The sequence below is a fragment of the Gluconacetobacter dulcium genome, assembly GCF_014174165.1.
Lineage (GTDB): Bacteria > Pseudomonadota > Alphaproteobacteria > Acetobacterales > Acetobacteraceae > Gluconacetobacter > Gluconacetobacter dulcium.
Genome location: NZ_JABEQN010000012.1, coordinates 33,102 through 53,763 on the forward strand (window position 1 = coordinate 33,102; position 20,662 = coordinate 53,763).

The window sequence follows — 20,662 nt, forward strand, 5'->3', positions numbered from 1 at the left end:
CGCATGCCGGACATCAGCAAGACCGCGTTGGCCTGGACCAGTCTTGGCGTCAGCATCGCGGCACTGGGCCTGAAATACGCAGCATGGCGCGTCACCGGCTCGATCGCACTCTATTCCGATGCCGTCGAGACGATCATCAACGTCGTCGCCGCCCTGACGGGCCTGTGGGCGCTGCATATCGCCAGCCTGCCGGCGGACGAGAACCATACGTACGGCCATTACAAGGCCGAATATCTCTCGGCCGTGGCCGAGGGCGTGCTGGTACTGGTCACGGCCTTCGTCATCGGCCGCGAAGCATGGATCGACTGGCAGCATCCCAGCCTGCCTGATGCCCCGCTGCTGGGCATCGCACTGAACGGCTCGGCCGGGGTGCTGAACCTGGCGTGGGCGCTGGTTCTGCTGCGGGCGGGGCGGGCGAAACGCTCGCCTACCCTGGTCGCGGCTGGCCAGCATGTCATGTCCGATGTCTGGACCACCGTCGGGCTGGTGGGCGGCTTCATCCTGATCCCCCTGACCGGCTGGCCGTGGATCGACCCGCTGCTGGCAGGGCTGATTGCACTCAATGTGCTGCGGGTGGGCTGGGGCATGATGCGCGAATCCATCGCCGGCCTGATGGACGAAGCACCCGCCGCCGAGACCCTGGAGACGATCCGCCAGGTCATCGCCGCCAGCGGACACGGCGCGATCGAGGCGCACGACCTGCGCGCCCGCATCGTCGGGGCGATGGCCTTCGTGGAGTTTCACCTTGTCGTCCCCGGCGCCATGAGCGTGGATGCCGCGCACGAGATCTGCGACCGGATCGAGGCCGCGCTGCGCGCGCGCGTCGGCGAGGCTCTGATCCACATCCATGTCGAACCGGAACGCAAGGCCAAGCATTGCGGGATCGCGATTCCGCGGTAGTTCCCTTGTGTCGGTGACAACACAGCCTCCCTCTCCGGTCACGGATAAGGACACGGTTCCTGTGGAAACAGCCGACATATACGGAGTAAAGGGCGGTACGTAACCGCCATCGCCACCCGGACACCGTTCGGAGAGGCTATTGCCCTGGACACGCGACGATGAAAACCGACCTGACCGAACTGCGCATCCGTCATATGCGACATCTGCGCCGTTCCGCCCGGGTCACGACCGCGCAATGGCGCCGCAAGATCGTCTACTGGGCGGCCGCGGTGCTGGTCGGCGTGGTGGCGGTCGGCTTCGCGACGGCGGCGGACAGCGCGGCCGCGCTCCGGACCCGGCTGGTCGCGTGGGACCCGTGGATCATGCTGGCGCTGACCCCCGCCGGGCTGGCGCTGTCGACCTGGCTGACGCGAACCTGGTTCCGCGGTGCCCAGGGTTCGGGCATTCCGCAGACGATCGCCGCCCTTCACCTGGAAAATTTCACCATCGTCGACCGGCTGCTGTCGATGCGTATCGCCTTCGGCAAGATCCTGCTGACCACGCTGGGCCTGCTGGCTGGCGCCTCGATCGGGCGCGAAGGGCCGACGGTACAGGTCGGTGCGGCCATCATGCATAATTTCGGACGATGGCTTAACCTGTCCACGGTCAGCGTCCGGCGCGGACTGATCCTGGCCGGCGGGGCATCCGGCGTGTCGGCGGCCTTCAATACGCCGCTGGGCGGAATCGTGTTCGCGATCGAGGAACTGAGCCATTCCTTCGAACAGCGCACCAGCGGCACGATGCTGACGGGCGTGATCCTGTCGGGTGTCACCGCCATCGCGCTGGTCGGTAATTATACCTATTTCGGCCATACCGACGTCGTCGTCCCGATCGGCATAAGCTGGATGGCAGTGCTGACCTGCGGCATTCTGGGCGGCATCAGCGGCGGTGTGTTTTCGGCCATCCTGATCCGGACCTCGCAGCATGGCCTGCCGGGCATCCTTGGCCGGTTCGTGGTCCGCCGACCGATCGCCTTCGCCGCAAGCTGCGGCCTGGTGCTGGCCATTCTCGGGATCGCTTCGGGCGGGATCACCTACGGCACGGGCTATCTTCAGGCACGCGAGATCATCGCCGGGCAGACAAGCTATCCGGCATCGTTCTTCATCCTGAAATATATTGCCACCATCGTATCTTACTGTTCCGGCATTCCGGGCGGGCTGTTCGCGCCGTCTCTGGCCATCGGGGCGGGCATCGGCGGCTGGGTCGCGCAGTTCCTGCCGCACACCACGCCCGGCGCGGTGGTCCTTCTGGGCACCGTGGCCTATTTCTCGGCCGTGGTGCAGGCGCCGCTGACGGCGAGCGTGATCGTGATGGAAATGTCGGACAACCAGCAGGTGACGCTGGCACTGCTCGCCACGTCGTTCCTCGCCTATGCCGTCTCCCGCATGATCTGCTCCCGCTCGCTCTATAGCGCACTGGCCGAGAAATTCCTCTCGGTGGTGGAACAGGCGCCGCCGGCCGAAACGCCGAAACCCGAGGGGGGCACCGCCCTGCCCGCCCCGACCAACGGCGAACGCGCTTCGTGAACGAGAGACGCTGAAAGAGGCGCGCCCGCTTGCCTGCGCGCACGCCCCACAGCCTTTAGCGGGCTGCCAGATCCACGATCCCGATCGCGCCGTCTTCGGTTCCGAATGCCAGGCCGGTGCCGTCTGGGCTGAAGGCCAGCGCCGAGATCGCCCCACCGCCGGCATCGCGCACCGGCAGGACCTTCTGCGCCGCAGCATCTTCCAGCAGGATCGTGCCGTCGACAAAGCCTGCGGCCACGATCTCATGCACCGGATGGCACGCTACGCGCCGGCAGATCACGCCGGGCATTCCGGCCAGTTCGACCGGTGCCTTGCCCATCGGGCCGCCGCCGAAGAACGGCCACATCACCACGCTGTCCGCCCCGCTGGTCACCAGCCATTTGCCGGTGCGCGAGAACGCCATCGACTGCACCTTGGCCGGATAGCCGCTCATGCGCATGTTGTGCCCGTCGGCCAGCCGCCAGCCATGCAGTTCGTTTTCCTGCATGCTGGTCACCAGCGCGTCGCCGCCCGGATGGATGATGATGCCGGTATGGCTGCCCTTCCAGTCCAGCCGCCTCGGATTGTCGATCTTGGCCTGTACGAACCACATCGACGCCCCGTTATAGTGCGACGCCGCCACCCGCTTGCCCTTGGCATCGAAGGTCAGGCCGCTGACGGTGGAGGGATGTTCCAGCACCTTCAGCGTCGTCGTGCCGGCAGCATCGCGCAGTTCCACCTGCTTGCCGGAGGCAAAGGCGATGACGCCCGATTTCGGCGTACCCTTGGCGTCGATCCAGGTGGTGACATGCTCGATCCAGCGCCGGCCGCGCACCAGGTCGGTCACCGCGCCGTCCGCGCCGATCCGGCGCAGCGTGGAATCGTCGCCGCCGGTCAGGAAGCCGCTCGGCGCGGCGTCCGGCGCCAGGCAGAGGATCGCGCCGTCATGCACCGTCTGCACCTGCCACGCGGCGGCGTTGGCGAAATCCCCGCGCGTCGCCAGCGCCACATCACCCTCGGCGGTGGCGAAGGCGAACTGGTTGCTGTCGCGCGACGCCACGCAGCCGATGACATGGCCATCGAGCGTGCGCGTGGCGCCCCGCCGTTCGAGCAGCCCGGCCGGGGCTCCGCTCTCGGTTTGCATCCCCGTCATCGTGCGCGGCAGTTCTCGAAACCGCGACGCAGGCGCGGGCGATTGAGGTTGCGGCCGATCATCACCAGACGGGATTCCTTCTTCTCGCCCTCTTTCCACGGCCCGATGAACCCGCCATCGGCCATCATATGCACGGCCTGGAAGGCGAAACGCCGGTCCTCGCCCTCATAGTTCATGATGCCCTTGGCCCGCAGGATATCCGCCCCCTGCTCCTGAAGCACCGCACCGATCCACGCCTGGAATTTCGCGGCATCCAGCGGCTCTTCCACCACATAGGAGACCGAGGTCACGTTCTCCTCATGCGAATGGCTGGTGTCCTCCAGGAAGTGCGGCGCATGTTCCAGCGCCCGCGCCAGATCGAACCCGCCCTGATCCAGCACCTCGGCCAGCGCCACATTGCCGCGCTGGGCGCGATGCAGGCGGGCGACCGGGTTGATGGTGCGGATACGCGCCTCGATGGCAGCCAGCGTCGCCTCGTCCGCCAGATCGGTCTTGTTCACGATGATCACGTCGGCGAAGGCGATCTGGTTCACCGCCTCGGGGCTTTCCTCCAGAGTCTGCACCATGTTCAGCGCATCGACCACGGTCACGACCGCATCTAGCCGCGTCTTGCCGCGCACATCCTCGTCGACGAAGAAAGTCTGCGCGACGGGTGCCGGATCGGCCAGTCCCGTGGTCTCGACGATGATGCCGTCGAACTTCGTGCGCCGCTTCATCAGGCTGCCCAGGATGCGGATCAGGTCACCCCGCACGGTGCAGCAGATGCAGCCATTGTTCATTTCGAACACTTCCTCGTCGGCATCCACCACGAGGTCGTTATCCACACCCAGTTCGCCGAACTCGTTGATCACGACGGCGTATTTCCGCCCGTGTTCGGCCGTCAGGATATGATTGAGCAGCGTCGTCTTTCCGGCACCGAGAAAGCCGGTCAGCACCGTGACCGGCACCAGCCCGTCGCCGGTCGCCGCTTGGGTCTCAGACATGTCGTCTCCTGTCCATGCGTCCATATTCGCTTCAGCATATAGGCGTCCCCGCGCGTCCATCCCATCCCCCGTGTGAAGGGAAACGGCGCGTACCCTGCCGACGCCCCCATCCCGCACCGAGCACCATTGACCACCTGTTAACGATTCTTCCGAACACTCCGGGAGCTTCAAGGGATAGAACGATGCCCGTTTCCTCCGTCACCACCCAGACCGGCACCTATTCTTCGGCCGACATCGCGGAAGGCGAAATCGTCTTCGTCACCACCTCCGGCCAGCCGGATCGGGCCGAGGCGTCATCGGACATCATCACGCTGTCGCAGGCAGGCCTGGCTTTTCTAACCGGCTCGCCTACCCATGGGGAAAGCAGCCAGTCCTCGTCACAGACGGCGCTCGCGCGGCTGGATCAGGATATCCAGTCCAGCAGGCGAACCATCCGGGCCATGGCCGAACAATGGGTCGATCGCCTCACCGCGCAGATCCGGCAATTGATGCTCATGGAGGCCTTCACGGCGCCGAAGGCCCTGGCCGGCGAACTGGCGCAACTCGCCCATCAGCTTGCGGTCGCCGTGCAACAATATGCGCAGAATCAGGGATCGGCCCCCAGCCTTGCCAACATCGGCGCCATGGTCACGACCACGGCGCAGCCCCCGGCGCAAGACCATCAGAGCACTCCGGATGTTCCAGACCAGACCGCTTCCCCCGATCCCGCATCCGGAAGCACTTCGCAGACCGGACAAGGTGCCACGGCAACAAACGACAATCAGGCTTTCCAGCAGAGCGTCCGGACGCTGGCAAAGCAGATGGAAGCCCTGCTCCATGCAGCAAGGCACCACCTGAAAAAACAACCGGACAGCGACATCCAGGCCGCCCAACGTGCCCTGAACGAGGTCGAACAGACCCTGCCGCAGTTATAGACGGTCACAAACCATCCGGCAGTCGTCCTGCGACAGCAGCCCGACGCAGAGCGCCCAGCCTCTCACGCGCCGCCACGCAATCGAATAGCGCCGCCCGCGCCCGCCCACGCACCGAGAGCGCGGCCCGCCGCTCGGGTGAGGCTGCCAGATCGTCGATCGCTGCCGCCAACCCGGCCACAGGGTCCGGCGGTGCCAGAATCGCCGCATCGCCCACCAGATCCGGCAACCCGCCGACCGGCGAGGCGACCAGCGCGGCTCCACAAGCCATCGCCTCCAGGGCCGTCAGGCCGAATGGCTCGGCCCAGCGGCTGGGCACCACGACGATCGCGGCCCGTACCATCTCTTCCAGCACCTGCCCATGCGGCAGATACCCTGTCATCTCGACTCCGGCCGCTTGTGCGGCAGGGCGCAGCGTCCGCAGAAACGATGTCTCGGGCGAGTCTTCGCCGAACCGATCGGCCCCGATCATGCGTGCCCGCCACCCCGGCAGATGCGGCAGCACCTCCCCACAGGCGGCGACGAACGCATCCGCCCCCTTGTCCGCCACCACCCGTCCGGCAAACAAGATCGTCAGCTCGCGCGCCGCCGCCGGCAGTGGCGGCGGCAGGGAAGCCATGTCGATGCAGTTCGGCATCACCGTCACCGCGACATCGGACAGCCCCTCGGCAAAGCATTGGCGCACCCAGTCCGACACAACGATGACCCGCATGCGCCGTGCCAGCGTGGCCCGCTGTGCGGGAGACATCGCCCCCCGCATCCCGCGCGGATCGTTATGAAGGGTCAACGTCATGGGCAGGTCGGGAAAGCAGCCTGCCAATGACAGGGCGATATCGGGCCGATTGTGGATTTCGACCAGCCCCGGCCTGACCTGACGCACGATCCGTGCCACGCCGGCCGAATAACGCCCTACCGTGCTGCGGGGCCAGACGATCCATGGCACGCGATGTACCGCCAGAAACTCCACGTCGGCAAAAGGTTGTTCGACAGGCGATCCGACCACGATATCGCCGGGCGCGGCCAGCCTATGCACCAGCAGGCTGATCGCGCCTGCGTGCCCAGGCGCGAACCGCTCGCGCGGCGGCATGACGGTCAGGACCGGTGCGCTCCGCATCACCGACCGTTCAGGCCAGGGTCTCGAACCGTTCGAGATGCCACGCTTCCGGCTCGCGGGCCGCATCGTCATACCAGCGCGCCATCAGCGGGTGCGCCCGCAGCAGGGCCGCGTAATCGGCCGCCACCGTCGACAGTTGCACACCATAGCCCAGGAAGCGGGCGATCACCGGCGCGAACATCGCATCGGCCACCGTCAGGTCGGCTCCGAACAGATACGGGCCGCCCTGCCCGAACGCGGCACGGGTGCCCGACAGCAGGGCGTCGATCCGCGCGATATCGGCCTGCACATCATCGGCCAGCCCTCCCGCCAGCGGTCGGCCATGGCGGCCCAGATTCATCGGCAGGGCCATGCGCAGCGGCCGGAAGCCGGCATGCATTTCGGCGGCGATGCTGCGCGCATGCGCCCGCGCCAGCCGGTCCGGCGGCCACAGGGCAGGCGTTATCTCGGCGCAATATTCGCCGATCGCCAGGCTTTCCCACACACGGGCGCCGCGATGCTCCAGATAGGGCACCATCCCGTTGGGCGAGACCGCCTTGATCGCAATCGTGCCACCGCCGCCGGCTAGCGGAATCACCACGTCCTCGACATCCAGCCCCGCCAGGTGCACGGCCAGCCAGCCACGGAGCGACCAGGAGGAATAGCGCCGGGTGCCGATATAGAGTTTGCCGTCCGCCATGGTGGTTACCCCTTGCGAGAGTTCTTGTTCTTTTTTGAAAAAAAGAACCAAAAAACTTTTGATCCGTTGAGGGCGCCTTATGCTGGGGGCGTCCGAGGCTCTTTAACGAATCAAAGTCTTTTTGCTTCTTTTTCTTCAGAAAAAGAAGAGGCTACCGGCTCCCGCCGCCGGATGAACCCGCCACCCAACACCCGGCTGCCATCATACAGCACACAGGCCTGCCCCGGTGCGGGCATCGCCGGCTCGTCCAGCGTCACGAGGGCACCATCCGCCGTCCGTCGCACGGTCGCTGCCCGCACCTCTTCGCGCGCACGGATCTGCACCATGCAGCGCAGATCCTCTTCCGGCGGCGGAATCAGCCAGTTCATGTTCCGTAGCGAGACCTCATGCACCGCGCCGCGCGCACGCGGGCCGATCACCACCCGGCGCGCCGCCGGCTCGATCCCCACCACCATCTGCCGCTCGCCGTCGCGCATCGCGGCGTTGCCCAACCGGCGGCTCTGCCCGACCGTAAAGCGGGTCACGCCATCATGCTGACCCACCACCCGGCCGGTTTCGTCCACGATCTCGCCGCTGCCCGCCATCTCGGGACGCAGCTTTTCGACCACTTCCGCATACGAACCATCGGAGACGAAACACAGATCCTGGCTATCGGGTTTGGCGGCGACCTCCAGCCCGAAGCGTTCGGCCTCGGCCCGCACGGCGGCCTTGTCCGGCATGTCGCCCAACGGGAAACGCAGGAAATCGAGCTGCTCGCGCGTGGTCGCGAACAGAAACCACGACTGATCGCGGGACGCATCGACCGGGCGATGCAATTCCGGCCCGGCCGCCCCTTCGATGCGGCGAACATAATGGCCGGTCGCCATCGCATCCACGCCCAGATCGCGCGCCATGCCCAGCAGGTCGGTAAACTTCACGCCCTGATTGCAGGCCACGCACGGCACCGGGGTTTCGCCGCTGGCATAGGCGCTGGCAAACGTCTCGATCACGCTCTCGCGAAACCGGCTTTCGGCGTCGATGACATAGTGCGGAATGCCAAGCCGGTCGGCCACACGACGCGCGTCATGGATATCGCGGCCCGCGCAGCACGCACCCTTGCGTGCGCTGGCCCGCGAATCATAGAGCTGCAACGTGGCGCCCACGACCTCGTGGCCCTCGGCCACCAGACGCGCGGCAACCACGCTGCTGTCCACGCCGCCCGACATAGCGACCATGATCCGCATCAATCATACCCCCTTGGTATCAAATGTCGGCCCGGAAACATGGGCTGGTGAGCGAGAGTGCCGCGCAAGCGGCACGGCCGTCGTACGTTTCCGGGCCGGCACTCAGGCCGTACGAGGCAGGCGCACGACCAGCCCGTCCAGGGCATCGGTCATCACGATCTGGCAGCCCAGGCGGGACGTCTTTTCCAGCCCGAAGGCCAGGTCCAGCATGTCTTCCTCATCCTCGGTCGGCTCGGCCAGCTTCGGCGCCCATTCCGGGTCCACCACGACGTGGCAGGTGGCGCAGGCCAGCGAGCCCTCGCACGCGCCTTCCAGATCGACCCCGTGCTTGTGGGCGATCTCCAGAACCGACAGGCCGACCGGTGCGTCGACCTCGCGGCGGGTTCCGTCATGCTCGATGAAAATCATATGCGGCATTCTGCTATCCTGGCCGTGTCGTCATCAGTGGGGTGAAGGGCGGCGACCCCCGCCGCGCGCGCATCCGCCACCGCCCGGCACAGGATCGCCGCCGCGCGATCCATATCGGCGGCTGAGGTATAGCGTCCCACCGCCAGACGCAAGCTTCGCGCGGCCTCATCCGCATCCAGCCCCATCGCGGTCAGCACGTAGGACGGCACCAGTTCGGCCGAAGAACAGGCCGATCCGGTGGAAACACACAGGTCTGGCGCCCGCGCGATCACATCCAGCGCCCGCACGTCGGGGAACCGCAGATTGAGGTTGGCCGACAACCGATGAGCCATGGAGCCATTGACCACCATACCTGGAATGGCCGCCTGCAAACGGTTTAGCAAACCGTCGCGCAGCCCTGCCATCCGTCGTGCCTCATCCACCCGCACCACCCGCGCAATGCGGCTGGCCACGCCGAACCCGACCAGAAGCGGTGTGGCCAGCGTGCCCGAGCGCAGCCCCCGCTCCTGCCCGCCGCCGGAGAACAGCGGCGCCAGCCGCACGCGCGGCCGCCGGCGGACATACAGCGCCCCCACGCCCTTCGGCCCGTAGAGCTTGTGAGCGGAAACCGATGCCAGATCGAAGTCCATCGCCCGCACATCCAGCGCCACCTTGCCCGCCGCCTGCGCCACGTCGCTGTGCAGCAGCGCGCCCGCCGCGCGCACCTCCAGCGCCAGGGCGGCCATGTCATGCAGCACGCCGGTCTCGTTATTCGCCGCCATGATGCTGACCAGCAGGGTCGGCACCGCCAGCGCCGCGCGCAGCACCGCCGGGTCCAGCCGCCCGTCCGCCCCCACCGGCAGGATCACCGGCTCGAACCCTTCCGCCGCCAGGTCGCGCACCGATTCCAGCACGCATTTATGCTCGGTCGCCACGGTGACGACGCGCCGCCGCACATCGCCCCGCGCCGCCAGATGGCGCACCGCGCCCTTGATGGCGATATTGTTGGCCTCGGTCGCACCGGAGGTGAACACGATCTCGCGCTCATCCGCTCCCAGAAGCGCCGCAACCTCCGCCCGCGCCGCCTCCACCGCGTCGCGCGCCTGCCGGCCCATCGCGTGGTCCACGCTGTGCGGGTTGCCGAAATCCTCGGCAAACCAGGGCATCATCGCCGCCACCACCTCCGGGTCGCAGGGCGTGGTGGCCTGATAATCCAGATAGAGCGGCCGCCCGTCCGCGCCGGAAATGTCCGCTGTCATGCCCCCGCCTCCTCCAGCGTCGCGCGGCGCGCAGGCAGCCGGGCCGCCATTGCGCGATAGGCGTCGATAAAGCGCATCACCTCATCCTCCCGCGTCGTCCAGGGCAGCGAAACCCGGATGGCCTCGCCTGCCAGCGGCCCCAGCCCCATCGCGTCCAGCACATGCGACCGCGCCACCTTGCCCGACGAACAGGCCGAGCCGGCCGACACCCCGAACCCGGCCAGATCCAGCGCGATCAGTTGCGTCTGGGCAGCGCGCCCCGGCAGCGCAAGAGATATGGTGTTGGGCAGGCGCAGCGCAGCCCCCCCGCAGGCCACGGCCCCCACGGCCACCGCCGCCGCCTCGATCGCATCGCGCCAGCCCGCCATGACGGATGCCGCGTCCGCGTTCGCCAGCGCCCCGACAGCCTCCACCGCCGCCTCGGCCATCGCGGCGATCGCAGGCAGGGCGGGCGTGCCGCCGCGCCGCCCCAGCTCCTGCCCGCCACCCGCCATCACCGGCGGCAGCGTCCGCGTCGCCTCGCCGGCCAGCAGCAGCGCCCCGGCCCCCTTCACCCCGCCGAATTTGTGCCCCGATAGCGCCATGCTGTCGGCGCCCAGCGCGCGCAGATCCACCGCGATCCGCCCCGCCGCCTGCACGGCATCGACATGCAGCAGCGCGCCATGGCGGTGGCAGAGGCGTGCCGCCTCGGCCACCGGCTGGATCGTGCCCACCTCGTTATTCGCCAGCATCAGGCAGACCAGCGCCGGGCGGGACTCCGGCTCGCCCAGCATGCGTTCCAGCACATCCAGCCGCACCACGCCGTCACCAGCCACGGGAATGATATCCGCGACCGCCGCCGCGCGCACCGCATCATGCTCCACCGCCGAGGCCAGCACCCGCCGCCCCTCCCCCAGTCCGGCCACCGCCAGCAGGTTGGCTTCGGTGCCGCCCGAGGTCATGACGCAATTGTCCGGCCGGGTGCCGAACAGGCCCGCCAGCCGCTCCCGCGCCGATTCGAGCACGGAACGCGCCTGACGCCCCGCCCGATGCACCGATGACGGATTCCCGATCACGGATGCCGCACGGACCATGGCCTCCAGCGCCACCGGCCGTGCCGGTTCCGAGGCGTTGGCATCGAAATAGATCCAGTCCCGTTCCATGCCAATCTCCCCCTGCCCCCAGTGCCCGCCCGTCCGGCATGACGACACGCCGCGGACCGTGTCGGCCAATGTAAATACGAATTATCTGGCAATTGGCGATTCCGGATCGCTATATACATCCCTACAGCAAGGCGGTCGGTCCATGAACCGCCGAAAGCGCGATGAGTATTGTCAATGCCGGGCGGAACAGCGTCGTCCGCACGGGTTTTCATGGACGGTGGCTACCGCCCTGATGCAATGAAGGGATAATGGACTATGGCCACACCCCGCAGGAAGTCAACCAGCCAGCATCAGGCGGCGTTCCCTGGGGTTCCATGACTGTCTGAAATGCAATCCACGCCTGACGAACCGGCATTTCGCGCCGCCTTCGCGTTGCGCCACTAATGAGGATGCAATGTCGGCTTGCCCCCATCCCGTTCGGATCGGCGCTGTCGGTATGACCAGACGTCAAGCGTGATCGCAAGGGCCATGTGCCCATCTGTAGGGGGCGGATCGTGAGCCGCCCTTCCATATCCGCCGGCAGGCGACGGGGCATCGTCGTCCACCGGCCGCCACAGTAACGATCCCGACGCCATGCCAGGGGGCGCGGGAAGCATATTGCGGGATACGAATGCCTGAGGTCATGTTCGCCGGCCCCGACGGCCGCCTTGAGGGACGTTATCATCATTCCAGCGAGCCCAATGCGCCGCTCGCCCTGGTCCTTCATCCGCATCCGCTGCATGGCGGCACCATGAACAACCGCATCACCTATGCGATGTATCGCTCGTTCGAGAAGATGGGTTTCTCGGTCATGCGATATAATTCGCGTGGGGTCGGTCGTTCGCAGGGCCGCTACGATGGCGGCATCGGTGAAATCTCCGACGCAGCGGCGGCGCTGGACTGGATGCAGATGGTCAACCCGAATGCTGGCGGGCTATGGATCGCCGGCTATTCGTTCGGTGCCTTCGTCGGCATGCAGCTTCTGATGCGCCGGCCGGAAATCACCGGCTGGATCAGCGTCGCGCCGCCGGCCAATCACTACGATTTCGGCTTTCTGGCCCCCTGTCCCTGTGGCGGGCTGATGATCGCCGGCGAGGCGGATGAACTGGTTCCCGAACCCGCGATCCGCAAGCTGGTCGACAAGCTGAACACCCAGAAGGGCGTCTCGGTGGATTATCGCATCTTCACCGGTGCCGACCACGTCTTCGCCCACCATGCCGACCAGGTGGCCGAAGCCCTGGAAGACCACGTCAGCACCATCATGGCGCGCGGCGCGCTGGCCCTGGCCGCCGACTGACCCCCTGTTGCCGCGCCGCCGGGCTTCCTTCCGGCGGCACGGCAATCGGCGGCGCTCCAGCCCCGCCCCGGCCTCGGAACCCGTCTGGATATCCGGGCGGGTGACCGAGAGCGGCCCACAAGGGCCGCGCCCGCCATGCGTTCCCAAGCACCGCAGCGTAGCGACCTTGATGGCCGTGGGCCACCGGGCCACCGCCAGCCCGCATTTCCAGACAGGTCCGTCTCCGGGTTCATGTCTCGGGGCCGGCATGCTAGAGGATCGCCGCCCCTGTCCGGCGCCTTTCACCCGGCCGGGCCGCATATGAGACCAGAGTGAGCCGACCATGCCGAAAAGCGAATTCATCCAGGAAGCCGAGGCCCGCGGCTTCATCTTCCAGTGCACCGACATGGAGGCCCTGGACGCCGCCCTGACGGCTGGCCCGGTGGCCGGCTATATCGGCTTCGATCCCACGGCCGACAGCCTGCATGTCGGCAGCCTGATCCAGATCATGATGCTGCGCCTGATGCAGAAGCACGGCCACCGGCCGGTCGCGCTGATGGGTGGCGGCACGGCGCGGATCGGCGACCCCTCGTTCCGCGAGGAAGCCCGCCAGTTGATGACCGAGGAGACGATCGCCGCCAATCTGCGCGGGATCGAAGGCTGCCTGCGCCAGTTCCTCACATTCGAGGGGGATACCGGCGCCCGGCTGGCGAACAATGCCGACTGGCTGGACCGGCTCTCCTATATCGACCTGCTGCGCGATGTCGGCGTGCATTTCTCGGTCAACCGCATGCTGGCCTTCGATTCGGTGCGCTCGCGCCTGGAGCGCGAACAGGGCCTGACCTTCCTGGAGTTCAATTATTCCATTCTCCAGTCCTACGATTTCCGCGAACTGAACCGCACGATGGGCGTGACCCTGCAAATGGGCGGGTCCGACCAGTGGGGGAACATCGTCTCGGGCATCGACCTGGTGCGCCGCACCGACCAGAAGCAGGTCTTCGGGCTGACGACGCCGCTGCTCACCACCGCCTCGGGCGCCAAGATGGGCAAATCGGCGCGCGGCGCGGTGTGGCTGTCGGCGGAGCGCCTGCCGGTGTTCGAATACTGGCAGTTCTGGCGCAATGTGGAGGATGCCGATGTCGGCCGCTTCCTGCGCCTGTTCACCGACCTGCCGCTGGACGAGTGCGACCGCCTGGCCGCGCTGGACGGTGCGGAGATCAACGAGGCCAAGAAGATCCTCGCCACCGAGGTAACCGCCCTATGCCACGGCCGGGCCGCCGCCGAGGAAGCCGCCGAGACCGCGCGCCGCACCTTCGAGGCCGGAGAATCCCCCGCCGCCCTGCCCGCGACGACGATTCCGGCCGACCTGCTGAGCGCCGGCATCCCCGCCTTCCGCCTGTTCGCCGAAAGCGGCATGGCCGCCAGCAATGGCGAGGCACGGCGCCTGATCCGTGGCGGCGGCGCCCGGATCAACGACGTGGCGGTAAAAGACGAATCGCTCATGGTCACCCCGGCGGACCTGGTGGACGGCGCGATCAAGCTGTCCTCCGGGCGCAAGCATCACCTGCTGGTGCGGCCGGCCTGATGACCCGGCCGGGGGACGGGGGACCCGACGACGGCACCCCGCCCCCGCCGATCCCTGACGCGCTGTGGCAGACCCTGGCCCGCTCGACCTTCCGCGCGCGCTTTCATCTGGACGCGAAAGACCGCGCCTATCTGGAAGACAGGGGCCTGCCGACGATCATGGAGCACGCGGCGGATTTCATCGCCCGCCGCCTCGCCCCTGCCAGACCGGCGCGTGACGGCCGGCAGACGCCGTGGCGCGGCCACCCGGTCTTCGTCGCCCAGCATGCCACCGCCACCTGCTGTCGTGGCTGCCTGGAGAAATGGCACGGATTCGCCAAGGGGCAGCCGCTGGACCCGACTGGTCGCGCCTACGTCCTGACGGTCATCCGGACGTGGCTGGAGCGGGAACGTCCCTGACCCAGATCGCGCCGTCCCGCGCGCGGGCGGGAAAGCGCGCCACCGCGCATTGCGGGTCGGCCACGCCATCGAGGCCGACATAATGGCCCGATTCGTCGAAGGCCCAGAGGTGGAAGGGGCAGATCAGGCGCCCCTGCTCGATATATCCCGCCGAGAGCCGGGCATCACGATGCGGACATCGGTCGACGAAGACGCGCGGCGTGCCGTCCGTCGCGAGCCACGCGACCAACCCCGTCCCGTCCAGCACCACGCGGTGCGGCGCCGTCCGCGCCGCCTGGGTTTCACACAGACGCACCCAGCCATCCATGCTTCGGCCGCAATCCTCGTCCAATTGTGTTCCCCTCCGATCCTTCCGGGACGGTTGCCTATCCGGTCCGGAGCGATCAGGCTAGGGTCAGCGCATCAACGTGAGCAGGATATCCGCTTTCAATGACATCCTCATCGTCCCCTGACGGGTTGTCCCATGACAGGCTTCTGGACCGTCTGGGCGAAGTCGCGGTCCGGACCGGGCTGAACGTCGCGCCGGGCCAGCAGGTGCTGATCACGGCGCCGCTGGACGCCGTGCCGCTGGTGCGGAAAATCGCCGAACATGCCTATCGGGCCGGTGCGTCGCTGGTGACCCCCTTTTATGCCGACGACGCGGTGACCCTGGCGCGCTTCCATTACGCGCCGGACGATGCGTTCGACATCGCGCCGAACTGGCTGCATGACGGCATGGCGAATGCCTACCGCGCGGGCGCGGCCCGCATGGCCATCACCGGCGGCAACCCCGTGCTGCTGAGCGAGGAGGACCCCGACCGCGTAGCCCGCGCCGGCAAGGCCGCGTCGCTGGCCGGCCGCCCGGCGATGGAACTGATCACCAGCTTCGCCGTGAACTGGAACATCGTCGCCTGCGCCACCCCCGCATGGGCGGAGCAGGTCTTCCCCGACGAGCCCCCCGAGCGGGCGCTGGCGCGGCTGTGGGATGCGATCTTCCAGGCGTCGCGCGTGACGGTCGACGACCCGGTAGCCGCCTGGGCCGCCCATAACGAGACCCTGCACCGGCGCGCGGACTGGCTGAACGACCGGCGCTTCGCGGCGCTGCACTTCACCGGGCCCGGCACCGACCTCACGGTCGGCCTGGCGGACGGCCATGCCTGGGCCGGCGGCTCGGAGCCCGCGCGCAACGGCATCGTGTGCAACCCCAACATCCCGACCGAGGAAGTCTTCACCACCCCGCACGCGCGACGGGTCGAAGGCTTCGTCCGCGCCACCAAGCCACTGTTCCACCAGGGGACGCTGATCGACGGCATCGCGGTACGCTTCGCGGGCGGGCGCATTACCGAGGCCCACGCGACACAGGGCCAGACGGTGCTGGAACGCATCCTGGCGACCGACGACGGCGCCCGGCGCCTGGGCGAGGTCGCGCTGGTGCCCCATTCCTCCCCGATTTCGCAGAGCGGCGTGCTGTTCCGCAACACGCTGTTCGACGAGAACGCCTCCAGCCACATCGCATTGGGCCAGGCCTACACGAAATGCATGGTGGAAACCGAAGGCCAGACGCCGGAGCAGCTTGAGGCCCGAGGCGCGAATACCAGCTTCATCCATATCGACTGGATGATCGGCTCGGCCGAAATCGACGTGACCGCCATCACCCAGGATGGCGCCCGCGAACCCCTGATGAAACATGGTGAATGGGTCAAGACGGTATGACAAAACGACTGACGATCCTGGCGGCCGCGCTGGCCGCCGCCCTGCCCGCGGCGGCTATGGCCCAGCAAGCCCGGCAGCAGCAACCCCAGCAGGCACGCCAGCCCTCGGCCGCCGAAATCGCGGCTTTCCAGCGCGACATGCAGACGGCGGCGCAATATCCGCTGCCGGCCGACTTCCTGCCGCGCATGACGGCGACCCTGAACGCCATCAGGGCCGCCAACATCAGCCCGCCGAACGCCCAGAACCTGTCGCTGGCGCAGACGATCGACCAGACCGCCGCCATACCGGGCCTGGCGCCGATCCTGTCCGCGCACGGCTTCACGGCCCGCGATTTCGTGCTCGGGCTCAGTTCGTTCGGGCTGACCGAGTCCCTGATCCGCCAGCCGCCGCCGGCGGATGCGCATGCGCCCACCCCCAACCCGGCCAATGTCGCCCTGCTGCGCGCCCACCAGCAGGACGCCGATGCCCTGTTGCAGGCGATGAACTGAGACCCGACGGTTCCAGCAGCGGCCCATGACTGAACGACGCCCCGATTTCGGATGACGGAATCGGGGCGTCATCGTTTCACGCAAGCGTGATCACCCCCGACGAGACCGCCCGCAGAAAAAAACGCCACCGGGCACGGATCCAGACGGACTTGATTCCTCTTCAAAAAATCACAGCTTTTAGGAAACCAGACACGCCCCCACGCGTCATGACGGCATGATGAACAGTGGGTTTTGTATTGCAATTGAGAGGCGTTCTCAGTTAAGGCCATGTTCACGCACGAAGCGCAACGGCCGATCGGGAGTGTCCCATGACTGACGCAATGCCCCGCCTTCACGACCTGTCTCCCGCTGAGAGACTGACGGTCCGGATCATCCGGCGCCTGTCCGCGCAATGGGCGACCCGGCAGGCGAACAGACTGACCGCCCAGCCGCCCGTATCACGCTCGCGGGCCGCGCATGCCACCATGGCGCACGCCTTCCAGGACGCCTTCGGTCGCATGGCGCATCTCTGCCTGCCCGGCCTCGCGGTCGGCACGGCCGGCGCCGCGCAGCTTACGGCCACCGAGCAGAGCTTCCTGCATGCCACGGCAGCCGCCCAGCAGGGCCACACGCCGGAAGTCGGCGCGGCCCTGTATCGTGTCTTTTCCCGCCCCTCGGTCCATGCCCGGTTCGTGGCGGCGGTAAAGATGCTGGGCGACTATCTCACGGCATCCGGCTACCGGCTGCCCTACGCCCAGCCGCGCCTCCCGGCGGAAGAAAAGCTGGTGCTCGGCGGTGCCTGCCTGATGACCATGTCCCGCTGGCACGGGCTGGATATCAAGACCACCCGTGTCCTGTGGCCCCGCACAGCGCCCGAACACGCCGCGTCCTGAGCCTTCACAGCCGGAATGGGAATACGGCCGGACAAGCGGAACAGGCCCCTTTCTCAGGCAGCCACGCAGACCGTGCCTGGAAATGTAGGCTGGTGAACCAGAACGCCGCAAAGCGACACGCCGTCGTGTATTTCCGAACGCCAGAGCGGAGCAGCCTTGGTGGCCGTCAGCAGCCTTTCTCAGGCGGCCACGCAGACCCTGCCTGGAAATGTGGGCTGGTGAGCGAGAGCGGCCCGCCAGGGCCGCGCCCGTCGTGTGTTTCCGAGCATCGGAGCGGAGCGGCCTCAATGGCCGTGAGCACCGGAGCGCAGGAAACGCGCGCCGGATCGCCACCAGCGCGCATTTACAGGCAGGGTCTCAGGTCTGGTCGGGAGCGGGGGCCGAGTTCAGCTGAATGTAGCGTTCGATTCCAACCAGCTTGATCAGGTCGAACTGACGGTCGAGGAAATCTTCATGCTCTTCCTCGTTATCGAGGATCTTCAGAAGAAGGTCACGCGACACGTAATCGCGCACGCTCTCGCAGTAGGCGATGCCCTCGCGCAGGTCGTCGAGCGCCTTTTGCTCGAGCTTCAGATCGCATTCCAGGATCTCCTGGACGTTCTGGCCGATCAGGATGGTGTTCAGCCGCTGCACGTTCGGCAGGCCACCGAGATAGAGAATGCGCTCGATCAGCCAGTCGGCGTGACGCATCTCCTCGATTGATTCCTCGTATTCCTTCTTCCCCAGCAGGGTAACGCCCCAGTGGCGCAGCGTGCGGGCATGCAGGAAATACTGGTTGATCGCCGTCAGCTCGTTGGTGAGCTGCGTGTTCAGGTGTTCGATAACTTTGGGGTCTTTGATGGCCATGTGCCGTCTCCGATGATTGGGGCAACGCTTCGTTCCCTGAACTACACCCGGCCACGCTCCGATTGCAAACATAAAACGCATATATATCAATATGATAATAGATGTGATTATCACTCGCAAGCGACAAGCCCCCGAATTGGCGGCACCCGCGGTCGCGGAAGGTCGCCCGAATGCGCAATGCTTGTAATAATAATCATTCTCATATAGAGTCGAAAAATCGACATTCTGCGTGCCGGTACAATCGGTTCGCCGTTCTGGAGACGACACAGTGCGACAGCCCCGCCTTCTCGACCGCAGACAGTTCCACCGCGCGGCGATCATGGCGATCGCTGGCGCCTGTCCCCTTTCCGCCATGGCGGCAGGCATCAGCGACGCAGGCAAGATCACCGACTGCCGGGGCCGGTCCGTCACAATCGGCCCGGCTCGACGGATTGCCAGCATCGGCGGCACCATTACCGAAACCCTCTACGCGCTGGGCGCGGCAGACCGGATCGTCGCGGTCGACATCACGTCCACATGGCCGGCACAGGCCCTGCGCGAGAAGAAATCCCTCGGCTACATGCGCGCGATCTCCGCCGAAGGCGTGCTGTCCCTGCGCCCGGACCTGATCCTCGCGATGAACGATGCGGGTCCGCCAACGGCCATGGACCAACTCATTGCGTCCTCGGTTCCCGTGGTGTTCGTGGAGTCCACGCCTTCCACCGACGCGATCCGGGACCGGACCCGCTTCCTGGCCCGCGTGGTCGGCGCCAGGGCGGCTGGCGACGCGCTGAGCGCCGCGATCGACGCCCGCTTCAGCGCCCTTGCGACATGGCGGGCCGCCCATCCACGGGCGCCGCGCATCCTGTTCGTGATGCGGATGACCAACGGCCATCCGCTGGCCGCCGGCAGCGGAACGGCGGCGGACGCGGTGATCCGGCTGGCCGGTGCCACCAACGCCGGGGCCGGCATGCAGGGCTACAAGATCGTCGAGGATGAAGCCCTGCTGACCCTGCGGCCGGATATCGTACTGACGATGGCACAGGACGCCGCCAGCCTGCGCGCCGCCCTGCTCGCCGATCCCGGCTTCCGCCTCACGCCGGCCGGCCAGAAGGGCGCCATCATCGCCATGGAGGGCGAACGCCTGCTGGGCTTCGGCCCGCGCACGCCCGACGCGGCGCTCGACCTCGCCCGGATGATCGACGCCGCGATGCCGGCATGATCATCCGCCGCCCCGGCTTCGGCGCCACGATGGCCGGCCTGGCGGTGCTGCTGCTGGCAACCGCCATCGCCGCACTGGCCATCGGCGCCACCGGCTTCGGCCTCGGCGGGCTGCTGCATCCGGGCTCGGCGGGCCGCGACGACGTGGCGTGGCTGGTCCTCAGCCAGATCCGCGCCCCTCGGGTGGTACTGGCGGCCCTGACCGGCGCGGCACTCGCCACCTCCGGCGCGGTCATGCAGGGGCTGTTTCGCAATCCGCTGGCCGATCCGGGGCTGATCGGCGTGTCGTCCGGCGCGGCGCTGGGGGCCGCGATCGTCATCGCGGCCGGCGGCGCGTGGCTGGGCAGCGGCGCCATCGGGCGCTGGGGCGTACCGGTCGGCGGCATGGCGGGCAGCCTCGCCAGCACGGCGCTGCTCTATCTGATCACGACCCGCGAGGGCGTGACCTCCACCAACCTGGTGATCCTCACCGGCGTCGCGCTCGGCGCCTTCGCCGCCGCGCTGACCGGCATCCTGATCTTCCGTGCCAACGACACCGCCCTGCGCGACCTGACCTTCTGGACCATGGGCAGCCTCGCCGGCGCGACATGGACACGCATCGGCCTGCTGCTGCCCTTCCTGCTGGCGGCCGCGATCCTCATGGCCGGCCTCGCCTCCCCCCTGAACGCCCTGCTGCTGGGCGAGGCCGACGCGGCGCTGATGGGCTACCGCGTCGAACGGGCCAAGCGGCTGGCCATGCTCGGTGTTTCGGTTGCCACCGGCCCTGTCGTGGCCTTCGTCGGCGTCATCGGCTTTATCGGCGTGGTGGTGCCGCATCTGGTGCGGATGGTCACCGGGCCGGACCACCGGCTGGTCCTGCCGGGCAGCGCGCTGCTGGGCGCCATCCTGCTGCTGACGGCCGATACGATCGCGCGGATCATCGCCATTCCGGCGGACGTACCGGTGGGCGTCGTCACGGCCGCCATCGGCGCGCCCCTCTTCGTCTGGCTGCTGATCCGCCTCCACGATGTCGATGTCCCGTCATGACGGAT

General features: G+C 67.4%; 21 protein-coding genes. 11 read left to right on the forward strand and 10 right to left on the reverse strand.

The annotated features are described in order from the left end of the window. Positions 1 to 3: 3 nt before the first annotated feature. On the forward strand, positions 4 to 900 hold the full coding sequence (locus tag HLH25_RS10790) for a cation diffusion facilitator family transporter (protein WP_182974076.1): 897 nt from the start codon (positions 4 to 6) through the stop codon (positions 898 to 900). A 194-nt stretch (positions 901 to 1,094) separates the two neighbouring features. Further along, entirely contained in the window at positions 1,095 to 2,465 is a 1,371-nt protein-coding gene (locus HLH25_RS10795; protein WP_182974149.1) for a chloride channel protein, read from the forward strand. Between the two features lie 55 nt (positions 2,466 to 2,520). Here HLH25_RS10795 and HLH25_RS10800 read toward each other — a convergent pair whose 3' ends face one another. Together HLH25_RS10800 and HLH25_RS10805 are read right to left on the reverse strand one after the other, a co-directional pair. Next, on the reverse strand, positions 2,521 to 3,588 hold the full coding sequence (locus tag HLH25_RS10800) for a WD40 repeat domain-containing protein (RefSeq protein WP_182974150.1): 1,068 nt from the start codon (positions 3,586 to 3,588) through the stop codon (positions 2,521 to 2,523). A gap of 5 nt (positions 3,589 to 3,593) precedes the next feature. Continuing rightward, positions 3,594 to 4,580: a CobW family GTP-binding protein gene (locus HLH25_RS10805; RefSeq protein ID WP_182974077.1), complete on the reverse strand. Its 987-nt coding sequence runs from the start codon at positions 4,578 to 4,580 to the stop codon at positions 3,594 to 3,596. 182 nt (positions 4,581 to 4,762) lie between these two features. On the opposite strand from HLH25_RS10805, the gene HLH25_RS10810 reads away from it, so the two are divergent. After that, positions 4,763 to 5,494, forward strand: coding sequence for a hypothetical protein (locus HLH25_RS10810; protein WP_182974078.1), 732 nt, complete (start codon positions 4,763 to 4,765; stop codon positions 5,492 to 5,494). A 4-nt stretch (positions 5,495 to 5,498) separates the two neighbouring features. On the opposite strand, the gene HLH25_RS10815 is transcribed toward HLH25_RS10810, so the two are convergent. From HLH25_RS10815 to HLH25_RS10840, 6 genes are all read right to left on the reverse strand, one after another. Continuing rightward, the gene (locus HLH25_RS10815; RefSeq protein WP_182974079.1) at positions 5,499 to 6,605 is read right to left on the reverse strand and encodes a glycosyltransferase family 4 protein; all 1,107 of its coding nucleotides are present in this window, start codon (positions 6,603 to 6,605) and stop codon (positions 5,499 to 5,501) included. 10 nt (positions 6,606 to 6,615) lie between these two features. Beyond that, on the reverse strand, positions 6,616 to 7,284 hold the full coding sequence (locus HLH25_RS10820; protein ID WP_182974080.1) for a glutathione S-transferase family protein: 669 nt from the start codon (positions 7,282 to 7,284) through the stop codon (positions 6,616 to 6,618). A gap of 110 nt (positions 7,285 to 7,394) precedes the next feature. Next, positions 7,395 to 8,507, reverse strand: coding sequence for a tRNA 2-thiouridine(34) synthase MnmA (gene mnmA / locus HLH25_RS10825; RefSeq protein ID WP_182974081.1), 1,113 nt, complete (start codon positions 8,505 to 8,507; stop codon positions 7,395 to 7,397). A 102-nt stretch (positions 8,508 to 8,609) separates the two neighbouring features. Then, on the reverse strand, positions 8,610 to 8,924 hold the full coding sequence (locus tag HLH25_RS10830; protein WP_182966579.1) for a ferredoxin family 2Fe-2S iron-sulfur cluster binding protein: 315 nt from the start codon (positions 8,922 to 8,924) through the stop codon (positions 8,610 to 8,612). Next, positions 8,912 to 10,153: a cysteine desulfurase family protein gene (locus HLH25_RS10835; RefSeq protein WP_182974082.1), complete on the reverse strand. Its 1,242-nt coding sequence runs from the start codon at positions 10,151 to 10,153 to the stop codon at positions 8,912 to 8,914. The genes HLH25_RS10830 and HLH25_RS10835 overlap by 13 nt, the downstream gene beginning before the upstream one ends. Further along, a complete protein-coding gene (locus HLH25_RS10840; RefSeq protein ID WP_182974083.1) occupies positions 10,150 to 11,295 on the reverse strand; it encodes a cysteine desulfurase family protein in 1,146 nt (381 codons plus the stop codon). Before HLH25_RS10840 ends, HLH25_RS10835 begins: the two co-directional genes overlap by 4 nt. Positions 11,296 to 11,905: 610 nt before the next feature. Here HLH25_RS10840 and HLH25_RS10845 point away from each other — a divergent pair. From HLH25_RS10845 to HLH25_RS10855, 3 genes are all read left to right on the forward strand, one after another. Further along, complete coding sequence (locus tag HLH25_RS10845) at positions 11,906 to 12,571, forward strand: alpha/beta hydrolase (RefSeq protein ID WP_182974084.1); 666 nt, start codon at positions 11,906 to 11,908, stop codon at positions 12,569 to 12,571. Between the two features lie 322 nt (positions 12,572 to 12,893). Further along, the gene (gene tyrS, locus HLH25_RS10850; protein WP_182974085.1) at positions 12,894 to 14,135 is read left to right on the forward strand and encodes a tyrosine--tRNA ligase; all 1,242 of its coding nucleotides are present in this window, start codon (positions 12,894 to 12,896) and stop codon (positions 14,133 to 14,135) included. Beyond that, on the forward strand, positions 14,135 to 14,533 hold the full coding sequence (locus HLH25_RS10855; RefSeq protein ID WP_182974086.1) for a DUF4186 domain-containing protein: 399 nt from the start codon (positions 14,135 to 14,137) through the stop codon (positions 14,531 to 14,533). The genes tyrS and HLH25_RS10855 overlap by 1 nt, the downstream gene beginning before the upstream one ends. Here the strand turns inward: HLH25_RS10855 and HLH25_RS10860 are convergent. After that, entirely contained in the window at positions 14,499 to 14,840 is a 342-nt protein-coding gene (locus HLH25_RS10860) for a Rieske (2Fe-2S) protein (RefSeq protein WP_182974087.1), read from the reverse strand. The genes HLH25_RS10855 and HLH25_RS10860 overlap by 35 nt on opposite strands. A 122-nt stretch (positions 14,841 to 14,962) precedes the next feature. Here HLH25_RS10860 and HLH25_RS10865 point away from each other — a divergent pair, with 122 nt between their 5' ends. The 3 genes from HLH25_RS10865 to HLH25_RS10875 all read left to right on the forward strand — a co-directional run bounded on the left by HLH25_RS10865 (position 14,963) and on the right by HLH25_RS10875 (position 17,585). Beyond that, positions 14,963 to 16,225 (forward strand): aminopeptidase, encoded by a 1,263-nt coding sequence (locus HLH25_RS10865; protein WP_182974088.1) that lies wholly within the window; start codon positions 14,963 to 14,965, stop codon positions 16,223 to 16,225. Beyond that, positions 16,222 to 16,713, forward strand: coding sequence for a hypothetical protein (locus HLH25_RS10870; protein WP_182974089.1), 492 nt, complete (start codon positions 16,222 to 16,224; stop codon positions 16,711 to 16,713). The genes HLH25_RS10865 and HLH25_RS10870 overlap by 4 nt, the downstream gene beginning before the upstream one ends. A 308-nt stretch (positions 16,714 to 17,021) precedes the next feature. Further along, positions 17,022 to 17,585 carry a hypothetical protein gene (locus HLH25_RS10875; RefSeq protein ID WP_182974090.1) on the forward strand — a complete coding sequence of 188 codons (564 nt, stop codon included), beginning with the start codon at positions 17,022 to 17,024 and terminating at the stop codon, positions 17,583 to 17,585. A gap of 357 nt (positions 17,586 to 17,942) precedes the next feature. Here the strand turns inward: HLH25_RS10875 and bfr are convergent, their stop codons facing one another. Continuing rightward, on the reverse strand, positions 17,943 to 18,431 hold the full coding sequence (bfr, locus tag HLH25_RS10880; protein WP_182974091.1) for a bacterioferritin: 489 nt from the start codon (positions 18,429 to 18,431) through the stop codon (positions 17,943 to 17,945). 268 nt (positions 18,432 to 18,699) lie between these two features. Between bfr and HLH25_RS10885 the strand changes: the two genes are divergently transcribed. Then, positions 18,700 to 19,632, forward strand: coding sequence for a heme/hemin ABC transporter substrate-binding protein (locus HLH25_RS10885; RefSeq protein WP_310889092.1), 933 nt, complete (start codon positions 18,700 to 18,702; stop codon positions 19,630 to 19,632). Next, positions 19,629 to 20,657, forward strand: a complete 1,029-nt coding sequence (locus tag HLH25_RS10890) for a FecCD family ABC transporter permease (RefSeq protein ID WP_182974092.1) — start codon at positions 19,629 to 19,631, stop codon at positions 20,655 to 20,657. Before HLH25_RS10885 ends, HLH25_RS10890 begins: the two co-directional genes overlap by 4 nt. The last annotated feature ends 5 nt before the right edge of the window (positions 20,658 to 20,662 follow it).